At 68.2% G+C, this 15,770-nt stretch carries 15 protein-coding genes and 1 tRNA gene; 13 read left to right on the forward strand and 3 right to left on the reverse strand.

Translation table 11 applies throughout. The features are described from left to right. Nucleotides 1–152 precede the first annotated feature (152 nt). From AB0I71_RS18500 to AB0I71_RS18510, 3 genes are all read left to right on the forward strand, one after another. Complete coding sequence (locus AB0I71_RS18500; RefSeq protein WP_093406609.1) at nucleotides 153–743, forward strand: YqgE/AlgH family protein; 591 nt, start codon at nucleotides 153–155, stop codon at nucleotides 741–743. Nucleotides 744–832: 89 nt separating this feature from the next. Continuing rightward, nucleotides 833–908 (forward strand) — tRNA-Ala (locus AB0I71_RS18505). A gap of 681 nt (nucleotides 909–1,589) precedes the next feature. Beyond that, nucleotides 1,590–2,723: a tyrosine-type recombinase/integrase gene (locus tag AB0I71_RS18510; protein WP_357586102.1), complete on the forward strand. Its 1,134-nt coding sequence runs from the start codon at nucleotides 1,590–1,592 to the stop codon at nucleotides 2,721–2,723. A 235-nt stretch (nucleotides 2,724–2,958) separates the two neighbouring features. Here the strand turns inward: AB0I71_RS18510 and AB0I71_RS18515 are convergent, their stop codons facing one another. The 3 genes from AB0I71_RS18515 to AB0I71_RS18525 form a co-directional block, all read right to left on the reverse strand. Beyond that, nucleotides 2,959–4,497: a relaxase/mobilization nuclease domain-containing protein gene (locus AB0I71_RS18515; protein ID WP_357586225.1), complete on the reverse strand. Its 1,539-nt coding sequence runs from the start codon at nucleotides 4,495–4,497 to the stop codon at nucleotides 2,959–2,961. Next, entirely contained in the window at nucleotides 4,410–4,733 is a 324-nt protein-coding gene (locus AB0I71_RS18520) for a hypothetical protein (RefSeq protein WP_357586104.1), read from the reverse strand. Before AB0I71_RS18520 ends, AB0I71_RS18515 begins: the two co-directional genes overlap by 88 nt. 708 nt (nucleotides 4,734–5,441) lie before the next feature. Beyond that, on the reverse strand, nucleotides 5,442–5,720 hold the full coding sequence (locus tag AB0I71_RS18525) for a 4-fold beta flower protein (protein ID WP_357586106.1): 279 nt from the start codon (nucleotides 5,718–5,720) through the stop codon (nucleotides 5,442–5,444). A 514-nt stretch (nucleotides 5,721–6,234) separates the two neighbouring features. On the opposite strand from AB0I71_RS18525, the gene AB0I71_RS18530 reads away from it, so the two are divergent. From AB0I71_RS18530 to AB0I71_RS18575, 10 genes are all read left to right on the forward strand, one after another. Beyond that, nucleotides 6,235–6,564 (forward strand): hypothetical protein, encoded by a 330-nt coding sequence (locus tag AB0I71_RS18530; RefSeq protein WP_357586108.1) that lies wholly within the window; start codon nucleotides 6,235–6,237, stop codon nucleotides 6,562–6,564. A 74-nt stretch (nucleotides 6,565–6,638) separates the two neighbouring features. Next, nucleotides 6,639–6,923: a hypothetical protein gene (locus AB0I71_RS18535; RefSeq protein WP_357586110.1), complete on the forward strand. Its 285-nt coding sequence runs from the start codon at nucleotides 6,639–6,641 to the stop codon at nucleotides 6,921–6,923. A gap of 224 nt (nucleotides 6,924–7,147) precedes the next feature. Next, on the forward strand, nucleotides 7,148–8,725 hold the full coding sequence (locus tag AB0I71_RS18540; protein WP_357586112.1) for a ParB N-terminal domain-containing protein: 1,578 nt from the start codon (nucleotides 7,148–7,150) through the stop codon (nucleotides 8,723–8,725). Nucleotides 8,726–9,230: 505 nt separating this feature from the next. Further along, on the forward strand, nucleotides 9,231–9,863 hold the full coding sequence (locus tag AB0I71_RS18545) for a DUF433 domain-containing protein (RefSeq protein WP_357586114.1): 633 nt from the start codon (nucleotides 9,231–9,233) through the stop codon (nucleotides 9,861–9,863). Next, nucleotides 9,864–10,220 carry a DUF5615 family PIN-like protein gene (locus AB0I71_RS18550; RefSeq protein ID WP_357586116.1) on the forward strand — a complete coding sequence of 119 codons (357 nt, stop codon included), beginning with the start codon at nucleotides 9,864–9,866 and terminating at the stop codon, nucleotides 10,218–10,220. A gap of 78 nt (nucleotides 10,221–10,298) precedes the next feature. Next, nucleotides 10,299–10,733 (forward strand): helix-turn-helix domain-containing protein, encoded by a 435-nt coding sequence (locus tag AB0I71_RS18555; protein WP_357586118.1) that lies wholly within the window; start codon nucleotides 10,299–10,301, stop codon nucleotides 10,731–10,733. Between the two features lie 489 nt (nucleotides 10,734–11,222). Further along, nucleotides 11,223–12,143, forward strand: a complete 921-nt coding sequence (locus AB0I71_RS18560; RefSeq protein ID WP_357586120.1) for a hypothetical protein — start codon at nucleotides 11,223–11,225, stop codon at nucleotides 12,141–12,143. Between the two features lie 71 nt (nucleotides 12,144–12,214). Next, complete coding sequence (locus AB0I71_RS18565; protein WP_357586122.1) at nucleotides 12,215–12,691, forward strand: hypothetical protein; 477 nt, start codon at nucleotides 12,215–12,217, stop codon at nucleotides 12,689–12,691. Between the two features lie 343 nt (nucleotides 12,692–13,034). Further along, nucleotides 13,035–14,795 carry a DUF2637 domain-containing protein gene (locus AB0I71_RS18570; RefSeq protein ID WP_357586124.1) on the forward strand — a complete coding sequence of 587 codons (1,761 nt, stop codon included), beginning with the start codon at nucleotides 13,035–13,037 and terminating at the stop codon, nucleotides 14,793–14,795. 377 nt (nucleotides 14,796–15,172) lie between these two features. Next, nucleotides 15,173–15,703 carry a hypothetical protein gene (locus AB0I71_RS18575; protein WP_357586126.1) on the forward strand — a complete coding sequence of 177 codons (531 nt, stop codon included), beginning with the start codon at nucleotides 15,173–15,175 and terminating at the stop codon, nucleotides 15,701–15,703. The last annotated feature ends 67 nt before the right edge of the window (nucleotides 15,704–15,770 follow it).

A 15,770-nucleotide genomic window follows, 5' to 3' on the forward strand; every position in this document is an offset into this window, starting at 1 on the left:
TCGATCACCCGACGCTCAGACCTTCGCCTGGGTCGGGGACGCAAGCTATGGTGCCAGGCATGGCGATGACAGCGCGGATGTCACCGGTTGGGCCCACCGTCGATGACTGTGACCGGTTCCGCCTCCCCGTGCACGACTGACGGGTGCGTGTGATGCAGGGAGAGGGGCAGGCGATCGGCGGGCGGGCGACGGAGTCGATGACCGGGAAGCTGCTGGTGGCGACACCGGCGCTGAAGGATCCGAACTTCGACCGTACGGTCGTGCTCCTGGTCGCGCACGAGCCCGGTGGCGCGCTCGGTGTGGTGCTCAACCGGGCCACCGAGGTGCCGGTGGCGGACGTGCTGCGCGACTGGGGCGACCTGGCCCGCCACCCGGCGGTGCTGTTCGAGGGTGGCCCCGTGCAGCCCGACTCCGCGATCTGCCTGGCCCGGATGCGTCCCCCGGTGCGCCGGCTCAAAGGCTTCCATCAGGTTTCCGGCGCGGTGGGCACGCTCGACCTGTCGGTCGATCCGCAGCGGTTACGGGAGAACGTGCAGAGCATCCGGGTCTTCGCCGGTTACGCGGGCTGGGGCACCGGGCAGTTGGAGCAGGAGATCGAGGACGGCTCCTGGTTCGTCCTCGACGCGCTGCCCGGTGACGCGTTCGTCGACCGCCCCGACGACCTGTGGCCGATGGTGCTGCGCCGACAGGGCGGCATGATGGCCGCGGTCGCGCACTTCCCACCGGACGTGGCGCTGAACTGACAGGTGTCGGCGGGCACCCCCGCGAGATGACCATGCCGACGGGCGTGTGTATAGTTCTTCCAGTGCCCGGGCGACCGGGTCGACAGCAAGGGGCCGTGGCGCAGCTGGTAGCGCACCACACTGGCAGTGTGGGGGTCAGGGGTTCGAGTCCCCTCGGCTCCACCAGGATTGACCTGGTGATATAGAAGTACGGCGATGATCTTGTGGTCACCGCCGTGGTCACAGAGATCCGTTACCGTGGTCCTTGCAGTCGTCGCGTGTGACCACGGGAGGCACAGATGAAGGTCCTCTGTGACCAAGGGGCGAGGGAGTTTCGTAGCCCCTCGATCCACGTTTGTGCATGCCTGAGGTCGAGCTACCGGGCAGGCTTGCGTCCTGGTCGCCTTGCCGCTGGACGCATTCCGGCAACGGCCAGAGCCCTCTGCGGTTGGGCTCACTCCATAACGGTCTCGTAGCGCCCGTAACCCTGCACGGATCCGGCTGAGCTTATCCGTAGCGCTGCCGATAACCCGCGCCGATCAGCATCGGCGGGGGAGATCACCGTGCCGAGGTACGACGAGACGGCTGCAACACCAGGGCGGCCCCGAGCACGTGACTCCACCACAAGCCCGGGGCCTAGATCGGACGTAGGAGGTCCAATCCATGCACAACTCTACGATCCCGTGCGGGTCCTGCCCGCGTGCCGTCGAGGTAGCGGCAGTGCCGGCAGGCGCTCTGCCTCCGGTTGCGCCGTACTCCAAGCCCGCCTTCACCTCGGCCGGCGCGGCCACCGTTCCATTCGAGGCGCGCTCGCGTGGTGCTGTTGCCGCGCTCGCGAACGTGGCGTGAGTCGAGGGAGAGAAGAACATGGCAGTTCATTTCGATCCCAAGCGGCGGAACTGGTACTTCGTCATCGACCTTCCCCGGGGCGAGGACGGCAAGCGAAAGCAGATGAAGCGTCGTGGGTTCAAGGACGAGAAGCAGGCAATCCGTGAGGAAGGGCTGGCTCTCAAGCAGTTCGGCAAGACCGAATTGGCGGCGGACGGAAGTGTGGCTGCCGAGCTGATTCACTGGCTGGAGGAGCGCGAGCTGGACGTTGCTGTCACGACTCTCGGCAACTACCGCAACGCGGTCATGAAGTACATCATTCCTCGGCTGGGCGCTCTACAGCTCTACGACCTCGACAAAAGGGCTATCAATGATCTTTACCGTTACTTGCTCAAGAAGGGGGGAAGGAACGGCACCGGATTGTCGGCGGAGACGGTTCGGCACGTCCACCGCACCCTCAAGAAGGCGCTCCAGGATCTCGGAATCGTGATCGAAGGGGTACGCCAACCCCAGCCCTCTGAGCGTGAGGATCGGGGCCGCAAGGGCATCTGGACGGCTAAGCAGTGCACCAAGTTCCTTACCGCTGCGGCGAACGACCGCCTGTACGCCGCGTGGGTGCTCGTCGTGGTGTGCGCGATGCGCCGTGGTGAACTGGCCGGGCTGAAGTGGCCGAAGCTCGACCTGGAGAGCGGGGTGATCTACGTCCACTGGCAGCGCGCGGTGGCTAGTGGCGAGGTGGATGGCGGCGTGATCGAGAAGGAGCCCAAGGGCAAGAGCAAGCGTTCGATCGCTATCGGTGCCGCGATAACCAAGGTCCTTTTGGAACACCTTCGCCGCCAGGAGAAGGAGATGGCCGAGGTGGGCGTGCTCTACAAGCAATGGGGCTACGTCTTTTGCAAGGAGGACGGCTCGCCTTACCACCCGAAGTACTTGACCGACCGGTTTCGGGCCCTCTGCATCCAGGCTGGGGTGCCGGTGATCGCGCTTCATGACGGTCGGCACTCGTCGGCGACGGTTGGAGCCGATAACGGGATCCCTCAGCACGCGATGCAGCGTCGACTGGGACACGCGCAGTCACGGACTACGCAGGAGTGGTACACCCATGTCCTGCCGGAGGCGGAACGCGCGGCGGCGAAGATCATGGAACAGACCATCCTGGGTGAAGCAGCGTGATCCTTGATCAGGCATAAAGATCAACTCCGGCCTGGGGCCTGCTGTTTCTGAGCCGGTTTCTCTAGCCTGAGGCAGGGAGGGTTCCCGTGACTTCGGGAGCCCGCCCTGCTTGCTAGCCTCCCGACGCGGACCTTGCGGCAACGTGGCATGCGCCGGAGTTGACGTTGCCGGCGGTGCTGTGGTTCGTCCGCGACCCGCTCGGGGTGCAGCGCATCCTCCGAAACTGACCGGTACCTCAAGCTATGCGACCCTTGGGCTGGCTCCGTCCGGGGACTACGTGTGCGGGTGTGATGGCGGATCGGACTTCTACCGGGTTGGTGGAGGCATTCGCTGCGGTCTCGCGGAGTCGTTCCGCTGCTTGTCGGGCTGCCCGAGCCTGGTGAAGCCTGCCTTTAGCCTCGCGGAGGCGGGCGAGGTTGTCCGCGATCATCGAGATGCGCAGTACGAGTTGGAGAGCTGCGGCCGTGTCGTCTTCGCCGGTGAGCCGGCCGACCGCCGAGATGAGTCGGGACATGACCCGGAGTTGATCGGCTGCCGGATGGATCCGACGGCCAGGGCGTCGCTGGTTCGGCTCACGGGCCGCGCCGTCCAAGATCTCCGAGGCATCGCTGAGTGGACCACCCTTGCGGCCCTCGAACGCCCGTGCAGTGGACGCCAGGACGTCGGACGCAGACTCGGCAAGGTATGCGATGTCCTCCTCGTTGACATCTCGCTCAGCCATGAGGTGACGGCCGCCCTTGTCCGCCGCTGTTGTTGCCCGGCGGAATGCGCTCGCTCGTCGCTGAACGCCCGGGGGCGGTGTGCGCTGCCGGCCGCCACGCGGGACGGCTCCGGAGCCTGAGTCCCAGCGTCGTCGGAGTTGCGGGAGGGTCAGGTCTGGGGCGAGTCGGCCGCCGCCATACCAGACGGTGTTTCCGGTGCTGGTGTGGTGGTCGGGGAGTCCGACTGCGTAGCCGGTGATCTCGGCCGGGTTGATCGTGCTGTGCCGGAGCCGTACGAGAACACCTGCTGCCTTGAGCCGGTTGACGAAGTCGTTCTCGTCGGTGGCTGCGGCTGCGGCGGCGCGTACCTCGCGGCGGAGCTTGTCTCGGGGAATCTCGGGCCGGCCCTGTCGGTGGCTCTTGTTCTGCTCTGCGGCGGTTGGCCGGCGGTGGCTGGTGTGGTCAACCGGGCCGACCTGGTATAGGCCGTAGCGTTGTTCGAGGTCTCGGGCGGCGGTTTGGGCCTTGAGGCGTTCGTTCCAGGCCCAGACGGTCTCGCCGTCCTGTCGGACGAGCGTGGCCACGATGTGGATGTGGTCGTCGGCGTGGCGGACGGCCACCCATCGCACAGCGTCCGGGTCGCCATGCGGGGCGATGCCGACGGCGGCGACGATCTCGGCGGCGATGTGCGCCCATTGGCTGTCGGTGAGGATGCGGTCGGTGATGTGGTTGCGGACGGAGGTGTGCCAGACGAACTTTTGTGGCGGGTTCCTGCCGGCCCGTACGGGCTGTTCGAGCAGGCGGGCCAGGGCCCGGATGTCGTGGCGTCCGGAGGCGTGGGTTGGGGGTTCCAGCGAAGGTAGCTGGCTGGGGCCGGACCACGCGGCAATGAGGTGGGGGTTGACGTGTTCCTCAGCCTTCCCTGGCCCGAACAGGTAGCGGAGCAGTCCGCCTACGTTCGTGCCGCGGGGATGGATCGCGGGGATCAGCGCAGCCGCCGGTCGATGTCGGCCACGAGGGCGTCGAGTCTGTCGAGTGCCTGCACGGACCGCCTGACGGCGTGGTCGAGCCAGACCGGCGCTTCACCGGTGGCGTTGAGTGCTGCGGTGGCTTGGTTGAGGTTGGTGCCGGTCCGCGTGATGGCGGTCCGAGCAGCGAAGAGTTCTCGCTGCATGGCGGCGAGTTCTGCTCGGGTGACGCCGGTTCCGGCGATCAGGGTGCCGGGGGCGGTGGTGCTCCTGGCGGCGGCCAACGCGGCGTCGGCGCAGAAGCCGGTCGGGGTCAGCCCGGCGCGGTTCGCGGCGGTCACGACGTCGTTGTGCTCGGCGTCGTCGAGTCGGAGGTTGATCCGTTGCCGTCGGCCTGGGAACTGGTGACGCCGGTCGGCGCCACGTGGGCTTGGCGTGTCGCCGACCGCTGTTCGCGTACGGGTGTCCACCGTCGTTGCCTCCGCTTCGCACGTTCCTGCGTCCGAACGTGCGGCGGCGGGGTTATCGGCGACGCTACGGGTAGCGGCTCGGCATGACTCTGCTTCCGGTTCCGCTCCGGCTGTGACGGTGGAAGCAGGAGTCCGCGACCGGAAGCAATCGTGTCGGACCTGCCCGGCTGCGGAAGCGGAACCAGTCGGGACCGCTTCAGTGCGAGGTATGGCAACTCGCCCTCGAAGGCGGAAGCCTGCCGGAGCGTCGGCGTGGCCGCTGTCGGTGCGCGACGTGGTCGCGTTACCTTGTCCACTGACCCCGCTGGGTCAGTGCTCTTGCCGGTTGCCGGATGTGCCGACCGTGCTCGGTCGGCACATCCGGTGACCGGTACTACAACTTGCTTGCCCTTCCACGCACACCGGTTCCGGAACGGGGCGAGGCATCGTTGACTCGAATCACCGATAGGGCGGTGGGTGTTCGTCATCTCGATCTTGGACTGCGCTTGTCGCGTCCGCGTGAACCTTGCGAGTGTTCGAGTAACCCTGCGAGCCGTCCGGCTGACGTTGCGAGCAACGCCAAGACCAGGCCCGGCCCGATCAGTCAGGGAAGTTGGGCTCGTCCCCCCATATAGCTGAACCGACGGCGTTCGCGGCGGCCGACCCCACGCGCGGCGCGCTGATGCTGGGACTACTGATGGATGCGCTTTCAGTCGATCGGTAGACGACCCGGTCCCCGTCGATCGTTCCGGCATAACGCCCGCTCGGGTCGTAGATCTTGCCACCGCTGATGCGACCGACATACTTGCCGGAGCGGGAGTACACGCTATCGCCGGAGACCTGCAACGGCCGGCCGTTCTTGGTGTAAAGGCTGCTCATGGGTTGCCATTCCACCAGGCAGCTACGACACTTCCTGCCCGACCGGGGCCGCCCACGCTGGCTCGGCCGGGAATCCGCAAGGTAGGTCCGGACAACTGGACCGGCCGGTGTCCGGACCTACCGTGCGGGCCGCTGGTCAACGACTTGATCATCCGAAGCTTTTGAACGGACGCGACAGCGCTCATGAGCAGTTCGGCTGTCGACCCCGAATGCAGTGGCTGACGGCAGCCTCTCGCCCCCCGTCTTTGCAGGTCAAGTAGGTCTAGGGCTGCTATTTCTGAGGCTAATGCGGTATCATTACAAATAGCAAGGCGGGTTGGCGACGATCAGCGTCGCTTGCGGCGTGACGAGGAGAGGCCACGGGCGCCCGCCCGATCGGACCCGTGGCTCTCCTGCCGCGAATCGCCTCGCCGGACTCGCACCGACCCTGACTCTTCGACGTGTGGCCCTGGGTGTCGCTACCACCCGGCGCACGTCGTCATCGACAACCGCCAGATTGATCGAAGGAAGCTCCGTGACTGCCCAAGGCAAGAAGACCACGACCCGCTTGACGCGGGGCGATCGAGTCCTCATCACCGACGACGCGACCAAGGCATCGACCCGTAACCCGGGCACCTGGCACCCGAGCCGGGTCAAGACCGGCGCGACCGCTGCGACCGTCCTCGACAAGCAGGCCCTCTCCGGCCGGCGCACCCGGTACAACGTCGTCACCGACACCGGCACGGTCCTGGACCTGTCCGGCGGACAGACGTTCCTGCTCGCCCCGCCAGCCCACTCACCTGAGCCGGCTGAGGCGGCAGCGGAGGCTATGACCGATGGCGAACAGCCCGGCGGTGCGCAGTGACCGGCCAGCAGCCGGGCGACGCCGGGAACCCGGGCCTCGTGTCGGTCGAGAATCCCACGCCCACTCGGCAGTCCGTGGCCTACATCGTTCTGACCACGCTGCGCCCCGACTCTGGCCTCATCCTCGGAGGCGTGCGGGCGGTCGCCCACGCGGAGATCTCTCGACGGCTGGGTGGCCCAGGCGGCCGTGACGCGCTGGTCGCTGCCTACGTCCGGCTGGCCGACGAACTGGTGCCGGTCGATGTGGAGACCATCGAGCTACCCGCTGTCGATGGGCTGGCCCGGTACCAGATTCGTACGTGGCTGGGACAGCAACTGATCAGTCAGTGCGAGCTGGAGACTCCGTTGCGCCGGAGGTGACAGCGCCGGCCCGCGCGGTCTCGTGCCACGCGGGCCGGCCACCGGGGCTCCAGGCCGCTACAACCCGAGCCCGACGTACCGCCAGACGGTCCGCACCGGCCAGCGTAGCCGCTGCGGCTACCCGTAGCGCCGCTCGTCGCCGAACCACCCCTTTCACCAACCGCCGCCGACGCGGTGGGCCAGCCGTGCCCGCTGCTCGTACATCCCTTGGAAGGACCTTCACCGTGACGCTCTCTGCTCCCACGACGTCCACGGCCACCGCACCTCACGCCCTCGATGACGAGCAGTTCGAGGAGGAGCTACTCCGCGTCGACCCCGCGACACTAGTCGTGGGCGCCAACGTGCGCCTGGACCCCCGACTGCGCAAGACCTACGTCGACAACGTCCGCCAGCGTGGCGTGCTGGAACCGGTCATCGCCTACCGCGACGACAACGACCGCTTGGTGGTGCTGCGCGGGCAACGCCGGACCCTGGCGGCCGTGCAAGCCCAGCGCCCGTGGGTACGGGTGATGGTCGTTCCGAAGCCGGACGAGGCCGACCGGCTGACCGACCAGGTGAACGAGAACGATCACCGGGAACCCCTCACCGTCGCTGAGCGTGTGGCCGCGTACGACCAGCTCGCTCTGTGCGGTGTCCCGGCCGGGGAGATCGCCAAGCGGATGTCCACGAGCCGGCCCGTGGTCGACAAGGCGCTGTCGGTGGCTCGCAGCAAGCTCGCTCACGGCGCAACGAAACGGTGGGAGTTCCTCACCATCGACCAGGCCGTGGTGGTCGCGGAGTTCGAGGACGACGCGGAGGCGGTCAAGCAGCTCGTGGTCGCCGCCCAGCGCGGCGGGTTCGACCACGAGGCGCAGAAGTTGCGTGACGCTCGCGCGGAGGAGGCGGCGAAGGCCGAGACTGCCGCTGCCCTCGCTGCCGCCGGGATCAGCGTGGTCGACCGGCCAGTGTGGAACGACGAGAAGGTCAAGCGGCTGTCGGAGCTGAAGCACGGCGAGGAACAGCTCACCGAAGAGAACCACGCATCCTGCCCCGGGCACGCCGCCTTTCTCGACGACGAATGGGTCCACCCGGACGAGGGCGATACCGACGAGGAGGAGGACCCGTGGGGCGATGACACGTCGACCGAGGCAGACGAGGACGCGCAGGAGCCGGAGCCTGCTCGCCCGTACAGGATCTGGGTGCCTGAGTACGTGTGCACCGACTTCGCCGCCCACGGACACGCACTGCGCTGGCGGGGGCACGACTCCGGCAGCGGGCGCAAGACCGTCGCGGAGATGACCGACGCCGAACGGGAGGAAGCCCGCGCCCAGCGCCGTGACGTGATCCAGTCCAACAAGGCGTGGGACAGCGCCGAGACGGTACGCCGGAACTGGCTACGCACGTTCCTCGCCCGCAAGATCGCGCCGAAGACGGCCGCAGGCTTCATCGCCGGCAGCCTCGCCCGTGCCGACCACGCCGTCACGTCGGCGCTGACCGGCGGCAACCGGCTGGCCAATGACCTGCTCGGGCTGCCGGACCAGGCTCCCACGCTCGGCCGGCGAGCCCCGGCGATGGTCGAACTCGTCGGCAAGGCCAGCGACGAGCGCGCCCAGATGATCGCGCTGGGCCTGCTGCTCGCCGCGTACGAGGAAGCGACGAGCCGCAACTTGTGGCGCAGCGTCAGCGACAGCACCACCCGCTACCTGCGCTACCTCGAAGCCAACGGGTACGAGCTGGCCACGGTCGAGCTGCGGGCATGCGGTGAGGCACCGCTGCCGGCCACCGACACCAACCCCGCAACCCTCGCGGCCGACGAGGCATAGCCGACGCGACCCTCCGGCCGCCGCCGTCCGGCGGCGGCCAGAGGAACCGGCGACCAGCGCCGCGCCAATGGCGCCCAGGTCGACTTGCCCAGGGCGGCGACTCGCCCGCTCACACCCCTCGAACAGATCCACCGGGAAACACCATGCTTGAACAACTCTCCCTTTTCGACCCTGTCTTCTGCCAGCGGTGGCGGGGCGGGAACCACACTTGGCGGCTGGTGCACGAGGGCGGCTTCGACCACCGTCGCTACCGGCTGGAACCGGTACCGATGGCTGCGGCCTGAGTGACACCGCACCGGTCGGTGCGTCGGTACGGTGCCCCGACTGGCTCGACCCTCTCGCATCGTCGCCCTGGCCTCCGCTTGGCCCTCACGCTGACCGCCGACAGGCCGACCGGCGTATGCGGCACATGTGCCCCACGGCCGAAAGGCGGGCGCGAGAAGCTGATCTACGAATTGGCTGGAACGAGAGTTGAAATCTGTGGCGAATGTGCCACGCTTCGAACATGCGCGACGACCTGGACGACCTCATCGCCTTCCCAGAGAAGCGCGCAGCCGAGCTAGCGGGGGTCAGTGTCGGCAGGCTTCTGTACTGGGACCTGACGCAAGTGGTACGCCCTGGCATCCAGCGGCGACTCAGCCTCCGCACGAACGTGCGACTGTACGGCTTCGAGGACACCGTCGCCCTGCTCATTGTTGCCCAACTTCGAGCGCGCGGGATGTCGCTTCAAAACGTACGTAAGGTGGTAAACCACCTTAGATCGCGCGGTTACGAACGCCCCCTCAGTGAGCTGCGCTTCGCCACTCTCGGCAGAGAGATCTACTTCCAGCACCCGGACGGCACTTGGGAAGGCGGAGCGAAGCCCGATCAACTGGTCCTGCACCAGGTGCTTAACCTGGATGCGATCCGGAGCATTGTGCGAGCGGGCACCGGTAGGCCGGCCCGCAGCTACGGCAAGATCGAACGGCGGCGCAAGACGATGGGCAACAAGCCCGTCTTTGCCGGAACCAGGGTTCCGGTCGAGACCGTGACCCGCTGGCTTGCAGATGGTCGCACTACGGAGCAGATTCTGGCCGCATATCCAGATCTTGTGCCTGAGGACGTTGATCAAGCACGCCGGTATGCGGTGAGCGCCTGAGTGTTCTTCCTACTCGACCACGACGTCGATGCCGGCGTCGCCTCGGTACTTCGTCGCCGAGGGCACCGCTGCATCACGGCAAGCCAGGCCGGACTGGCCACCGCCGACGACGACCAAGTGTCAGTGTTCGCGGACAACCACAACGCCATCTTGCTAACACACGACAAAGAGGCGATTAGCCGGCGGCGCAAGAACACCTTCGGACGTCATGTGCTTCTGGCCTGCATCGACACGGAAGCCGTTACCGTCGTAACACAGCAGTTGGACGTCATCATCGAGATGATCGATACGAGGGACGCAATCGTCCTTCGCGTCTCCAAAGATGGCGTCTACCCGTATCCCAACCGGTGGAGCTGACTTAGAACCACGACCGTTCTACTCGGTATGACCTCTGCGCTAGATCCTCGTTCGCTGACCGCGCGCGAAGTTCACATCATGCTGATCAAGGTGTTCGACGAAGTCCACCGGGTCCTCTGGGAACGCAAGGAGAGAGAGGCGTTCGAAGAAGCTCGAGCGGCAGTACGGGCGGAGGTCGAGTCGCTTCTGCAACTCGCCGAGCATACCGCTGGCGAGGGCATCCCGCCCGCCGCCGAACGGCGCCGGAAGTTGCTGTACAACGCAAAAGAGGCCGCCGAACAGCTTGGCGGAATCAGCATCCGCACCCTGTACTCGCTGATGCGAGCCGGTGAAATCGAGTCGGTGACAATCGGTTCGCGGAGGATGTTCCCAGGCGAAGCGCTGGAGGCGTACGTGGAGAAGCTTCGGGCCAAGGCCGCAGAGGTGCTGCCCACTGAGCGTGAGATCGCAATGGCGAAGGTCGGCCAAAGGGTGATGAGACAACGGCAGCGGCGTCGGCCCACACGCGAGTGAGGGCGGCTACGCCGGCACGGTACGGCCCGCCAGGATCGAGAGCCGCGACGGCTACCGCCAGGCCCGCGAGTTCCACGCGGCGGGCGATTCGGCCCTGCGGACGGCGTACCCGCAGCCCCTTGCCTTTCGTTTCCGACATTGCCTGTGCCCTCCGATATAGAGCAGAGGCCGGGGCGGTGCGTCGTGTCAGCGGTGCACTGCCCCTTTCCGGCCCCCGCCAGACCTTGTTGCCCGGCGGAGCGATCAACGAAGGGGCATGTGAATGACGGTCGCACAGGCGGTGCGATGGTCACCGCTTGTCAAAGGAGCCTGCTTGCGCTATGTCCAGCCGATTGACGACGGGCGCGATCTGTACTCGATACCGCCGGCTGGGCGACCCTGGCGGGCCGCACCATGTTGGTGGTTACCAGTTGGTTCCTACCGTTTTTGTACATCACCGCCAAGGTCAGCGATGGTCTCGCGCAGCACAGGCACCAGATCGAATTACCCGTGCCGCTGTTCCTCTCGGCGACCACCCTCGCTCGCTACCGGCGGCGCGGCGACGACTTCCCGGTCCGGATGAACGGGGGACCGTGGGCCGGCGACTCCGGCGCCTACGCAGCGCTGATTCTGCGCGCCGACCCGGAGGGGCATCTCTGGTTCCCGCACCCGGACGAGTACGGGGCCATGTGGACCCGCTTCCAGGAGAACGTGGGACCGCCCGATGTCGTCGGCATCCAGGGCTGGCCCTGCGAACCGCAGTGCCTGCGCCGCACCGGAACCACCGTCCGGGAGCACCAGGAAGCGACCCTGACCAACTACCTCTACCTGGCCGAACAGTTTCCCCACGTCCCGTGGCTGCCGACCTTGCAGGGGTGGCATCCGTGGGAGTACGTCGAGCACCACCGCATGTACCAGGCCGCGGGGGTGGACCTGGCCGGCATGCGCGTTGGTGTCGGCAGCCTGTGCCGGCGCGGCTCCCAGCGCGAGGTTGCCCGCGTCCTGGGCACCCTCGCGCCGCTCGGCATGCGGATGCACGGATTCGGCGTGAGCATCAACGCGCTACGGCTCGTCGGCCCGCTGCTGGCCAGCTCCGACAGCCAAGCCTGGTCCGCCACCGCCCGACGGGAACGCATCCGCCTCCCAGGTTGCACGCACCTGAGCCGTCCGGACCCGCTGACTGGCTGCCGAGTTCCCACCGACTGCCGCAACTGCTTTCGCTACGCCCTGGTCTACCGGGAGGAGGTGATGGACGCCCTTCGGTACGCCGCACGCGCGCCGTCCGCTCCGCCGACACCGCTGGTCGACCTGCCGTCGATCCCGCCCGTGGCGCCAGCGAGCAACCGGTGTAGCGCGCCGGCCCGACGCTCCCGGGCTCCGCACCCTGACCAGCTCACACTTTTCGATGATCCGGGCGGCAACACCGACTAAGTGCGGTATCATTACAAGTCATGTCGGGCGATGCTGCCGGTGCCCGACGCCAAGTCCTCGGGAGAGAACTCATGACAACGCGCGTGACAAGCCACCTCGACGGGGCCGGCCGCCTCGGCGGTTGGCCCGGTGACCCGCTCGCTGCCGCCGACCTCGGTGAGGTGTGGCTGCACCTGCCGACCGGGGCCGCCGGCCTGATCGGCATCCGTCCCCACCACGACAACGGCCCGGTCCCGGCCTGCGGGTTCAGGTTGCTGGAGGCGACCACGCCGGTACCGCTGCCGGCCGGGCATCCCTTCGCCCGGCGGACGACGGCCGAGGTGGAGGCCGTGTTGCGGGCGGAGGGCTGGCGCATCATCAGTCGCGCCGACGCCGCCACCCGGCTTCGCGCCGCCGGGTACCGGCTCGGCACCCGCCGGGCCGCCGGGCACCTGCTCTACGACGATGACGCCGACGACACCACCTGGAGGGAGCACTGCTCCGGCTACTGCGTCAAGGCGTTCACCGCGCCGATCCACCCCCCGCCCGGCCAGCCGCCGGCGCGCTGAGCGGCGTCAACCGCTGCGTGCGGTCAGGGCGACCCGTCGGCCCCTGCCGGAAGGGAAATCCGAGCACCGTATACCAGGCGCGTTACCCGTAGCGCTGCCGATAACCCGTAGCTCTCACGATGAGCCGGATGATCACCCACCGTTGGTGCCCTATCCGGCCCGTAAACGCAGGCGGTCCCGGCCGGTGGAGGCAACCCACCGGCCGGGACCTTGATCGGACAACGGAGGTCCGACTGATGACAGACCTTACGGCGCCGATACCGCCGCGCCCTCGGCCCCGGACTCGCCACCTGCCGGCAGGGTCGGTGCCGACGCGAGGGGTGCTGGAAGGCCCGGTGGCGCGATGAGCACCGACCTGACCGACCTGGCCAGGGCCGACCGGCGGGTCGCCCGTGAGCTGGCGACCGCTGAGCGGGAACGGCTGGCCGGCGCGCAGCGGATCGCGGACGAGGACGCGGCGGTGCAGCGACGCCTGCGCGAACAGGAAGGGCGGCTGCGCCTGGACGACCAGCGCGATCGGCAGAAAGCTGACCGCGCCGAGCGTCGCCGCAAGGAACGCGAGAACAAGCGCGAGGCGAGGCGCAAGCGGCGGCAGGCCCGCCGGCAGGACACGGCGGCGTGGTACGCGCGTCGCGTCGAGTACGTACGGGCCAACGCCGCCGCGGTCTACTCCGGCGTGATCTACGGCCTCGCCGTAGCCGGCGCCGTGTATGGGCAGGTCGACGCTGCCAGGATCAACGGTCTGCCCACGCCGATCGGCGTCGTGGCGGCGGTCGCCATCGAGGGCACGGGCCTGGCGATGGCCCTGACCGCACAGCAGCAGCGCCTCGCCGGGGAGCGGGCGCTCGCAGCGCGGGCGCTGATCTGGATCTGCACGGCGGCGGCGGTCGCGATCAACGCCATCGGCCACCACACCGACCCGGTCAAGGCGGTCGGGCTGTCGTTCCTTTCGGCGCTCGGCATCATCGTGTACGAGGTCCGCAGCGGAGCCAAGCACAGGCCGACGCTGCGCGACCGGGGCATGCTGCCGCCACCGCCGGAGCGGTTCGGATGGCGGCGGTGGCTGGTGGCCCCCCACTCGACCCTCACGGCTTGGCGGCTGGACGTGCTGGACCGGCTGAGCCCCGGCGCGGCTGCCCTGGTCGCTCGTGCCGATGCCGCTCGCCGTGAGCGCCGCCGGCTCGCCGCCGTCGAGCGCGACCGGGAACGGCGGGAGGCGCTCGCGGCAGACGTGCGGAAGCAGGCGCGCACCGCCGCCCGCAACGCTGCCCGTGCCGGGGAAACCGGCAAGGCCCTGACGCTGCTGCTGCACCTCGCCCAGACCGGCACCTCGGTACCGTCACTGGCGCTACCCGGGCCGGCGCGTAAGGAGATGGAAGCGGCGCAGGAGGCTGCCCGCCTGGCCCGCGTGGCGCTGGGGGAAGCGGAAGCGCGGCTGGCCGCAGAAGCGACGCGGCGCGCTCAGGCGGAAGCGGAAACCCGGGCGGCTCGGCAGACGGCGGAAGCGGAAGCAGCGCGGCGAGCGGAAGCAGCCGAGGAGGCGCAACGAGCGACGCGGCGGGCGGAGCACGAAGCCGTCCTGCGGGCGGCGGCCGAGGAAGCAGCAGCGACTGCCCGAGCGGAAGCGGAGCAGGCGGCCCGAGGTCGGGGGCAGGCGGAAGCGGAAGCTCAGCAGTGGCGCCGGCGCGGCGAGCTGGCGGAAACGGAGGTCGCCAACGTCCGGCTCAAGGGCAGGGAGCAGGCGCGGGTACAGAAGGACCTGGAGGTGCGGGCGGCAACCGCTGAGCGTGCCCTCGCTGACGAACAGCAGCGCCGCGAGGCCGCGGAGGAGCAGCTTCGCGGGCTCATGGAGCGGATGTCGCCGCGCCGTCGCCGGACGACGTCGAACGCGCCAGCGGGCGAGCCGCTGATGTTCGACGGGCGGCCGGTACCGCAGGTCGACCGGGTCAGCCCTGCCACCGTCCTGGCGGTGCTCGAAGCGCACCGGGATCACCCGGACGCGAAGCAGCAGGAGTTGGCGACCTTGGTGGGCGTCACCGACCGGACGGTCCGGAGCGTGCTTTCTGCGGCATCGCGGAAAGAACTCGTCACCGCCGGCACCTGATCTGCAAGTCCCCGCAATTTGGCAACGCCTCCCGGTGTCAGTCCGGGAGGCGTTGCCCGTACTTACACCGAGCGCGGATGCCATCTCCTGCCCGCACAGCCCTCTTGCCCCACTGGATCAGCCGCCCGGCCACGCCAGAGCCGAACCTCGCCGGGCTCCTGCGGATGCTTATTGCACCTGCCCACGTTTGCAGAGGACGGTTCATGATGCGTACTGACGTGGTGCTTCCGGAAGCAGCGGAAGCAACCGGCGACGTTGCTGCCGGTACAGTGACCCTTACCCGCGACCGGAGCCGCCCGGCTGCGGCGAGCGGAAGCGGAAACGGCTGCCTGGCGGGCGACGCCGGGGCACATCGGGACGTGAACGCAGGGGGTTGCGTGGAGCTACGGGTGGTCAACGACCGCCTCTGTACGAACCGTCGCGGGGCCGCGGAGTACCTCAACCGGAGCCTGGAGACCATCAACCGGGTCGCCTCACCGAAGCATCGTCCTACCACCGGCTGGCGCGAGCCGATCGACGTGGTGGACGGCCAGGAGTGGTACGCGCTTGAGGATCTCGACGTGTTCAACGCCGCCTACTTCCAAGTGAAGCGGACCGCTCGTATGGCGAGGGTGCACCAGGTCAGCCTGGAGGGCGACCCGGACGAGTTGATCAACGCCAAGGAATTTCGCACCCTGATCCGAGTCACCCACGGAGCCTGGTCCAAGTACGTGGAGAAGAGCGTCCCGGCCTGGGAGCAGGACCGGGACGGCTACCTGATCAAGCCAGATCTGGAGGAGCCCGGCCGTCGCGGGATCATCCGCTCCTGGAAACGTCACCGTGTCGAAAGCTGGATCAACAGCCGCACTGGTTCAGCGTCGAGCACCGGTCGACCGAAACAGGACGCGCAACCGGACGCCGGAGGATGAGCCCGAGCTACCCCTAACACCGCGGCTGGCTGGGATGCCGGCCCTTTGGCCCGGCTGCGCTACGCCT

Source organism: Micromonospora sp. NPDC049891 (assembly GCF_040660295.1).
Classification (GTDB): Bacteria; Actinomycetota; Actinomycetes; order Mycobacteriales; family Micromonosporaceae; genus Micromonospora.

Coding starts and splice junctions, on each gene's coding strand:
- AB0I71_RS18500 (WP_093406609.1), top strand. CDS start 153: ATGCAGGGAGAGGGGCAGGCGATCGGCGGGCGGGCGACGGAGTCGATG.
- AB0I71_RS18510 (WP_357586102.1), top strand. CDS start 1,590: ATGGCAGTTCATTTCGATCCCAAGCGGCGGAACTGGTACTTCGTCATC.
- AB0I71_RS18525 (WP_357586106.1), bottom strand. CDS start 5,720: ATGAGCAGCCTTTACACCAAGAACGGCCGGCCGTTGCAGGTCTCCGGC.
- AB0I71_RS18545 (WP_357586114.1), top strand. CDS start 9,231: ATGCGCGACGACCTGGACGACCTCATCGCCTTCCCAGAGAAGCGCGCA.
- AB0I71_RS18555 (WP_357586118.1), top strand. CDS start 10,299: ATGCTGATCAAGGTGTTCGACGAAGTCCACCGGGTCCTCTGGGAACGC.
- AB0I71_RS18565 (WP_357586122.1), top strand. CDS start 12,215: ATGACAACGCGCGTGACAAGCCACCTCGACGGGGCCGGCCGCCTCGGC.
- AB0I71_RS18570 (WP_357586124.1), top strand. CDS start 13,035: ATGAGCACCGACCTGACCGACCTGGCCAGGGCCGACCGGCGGGTCGCC.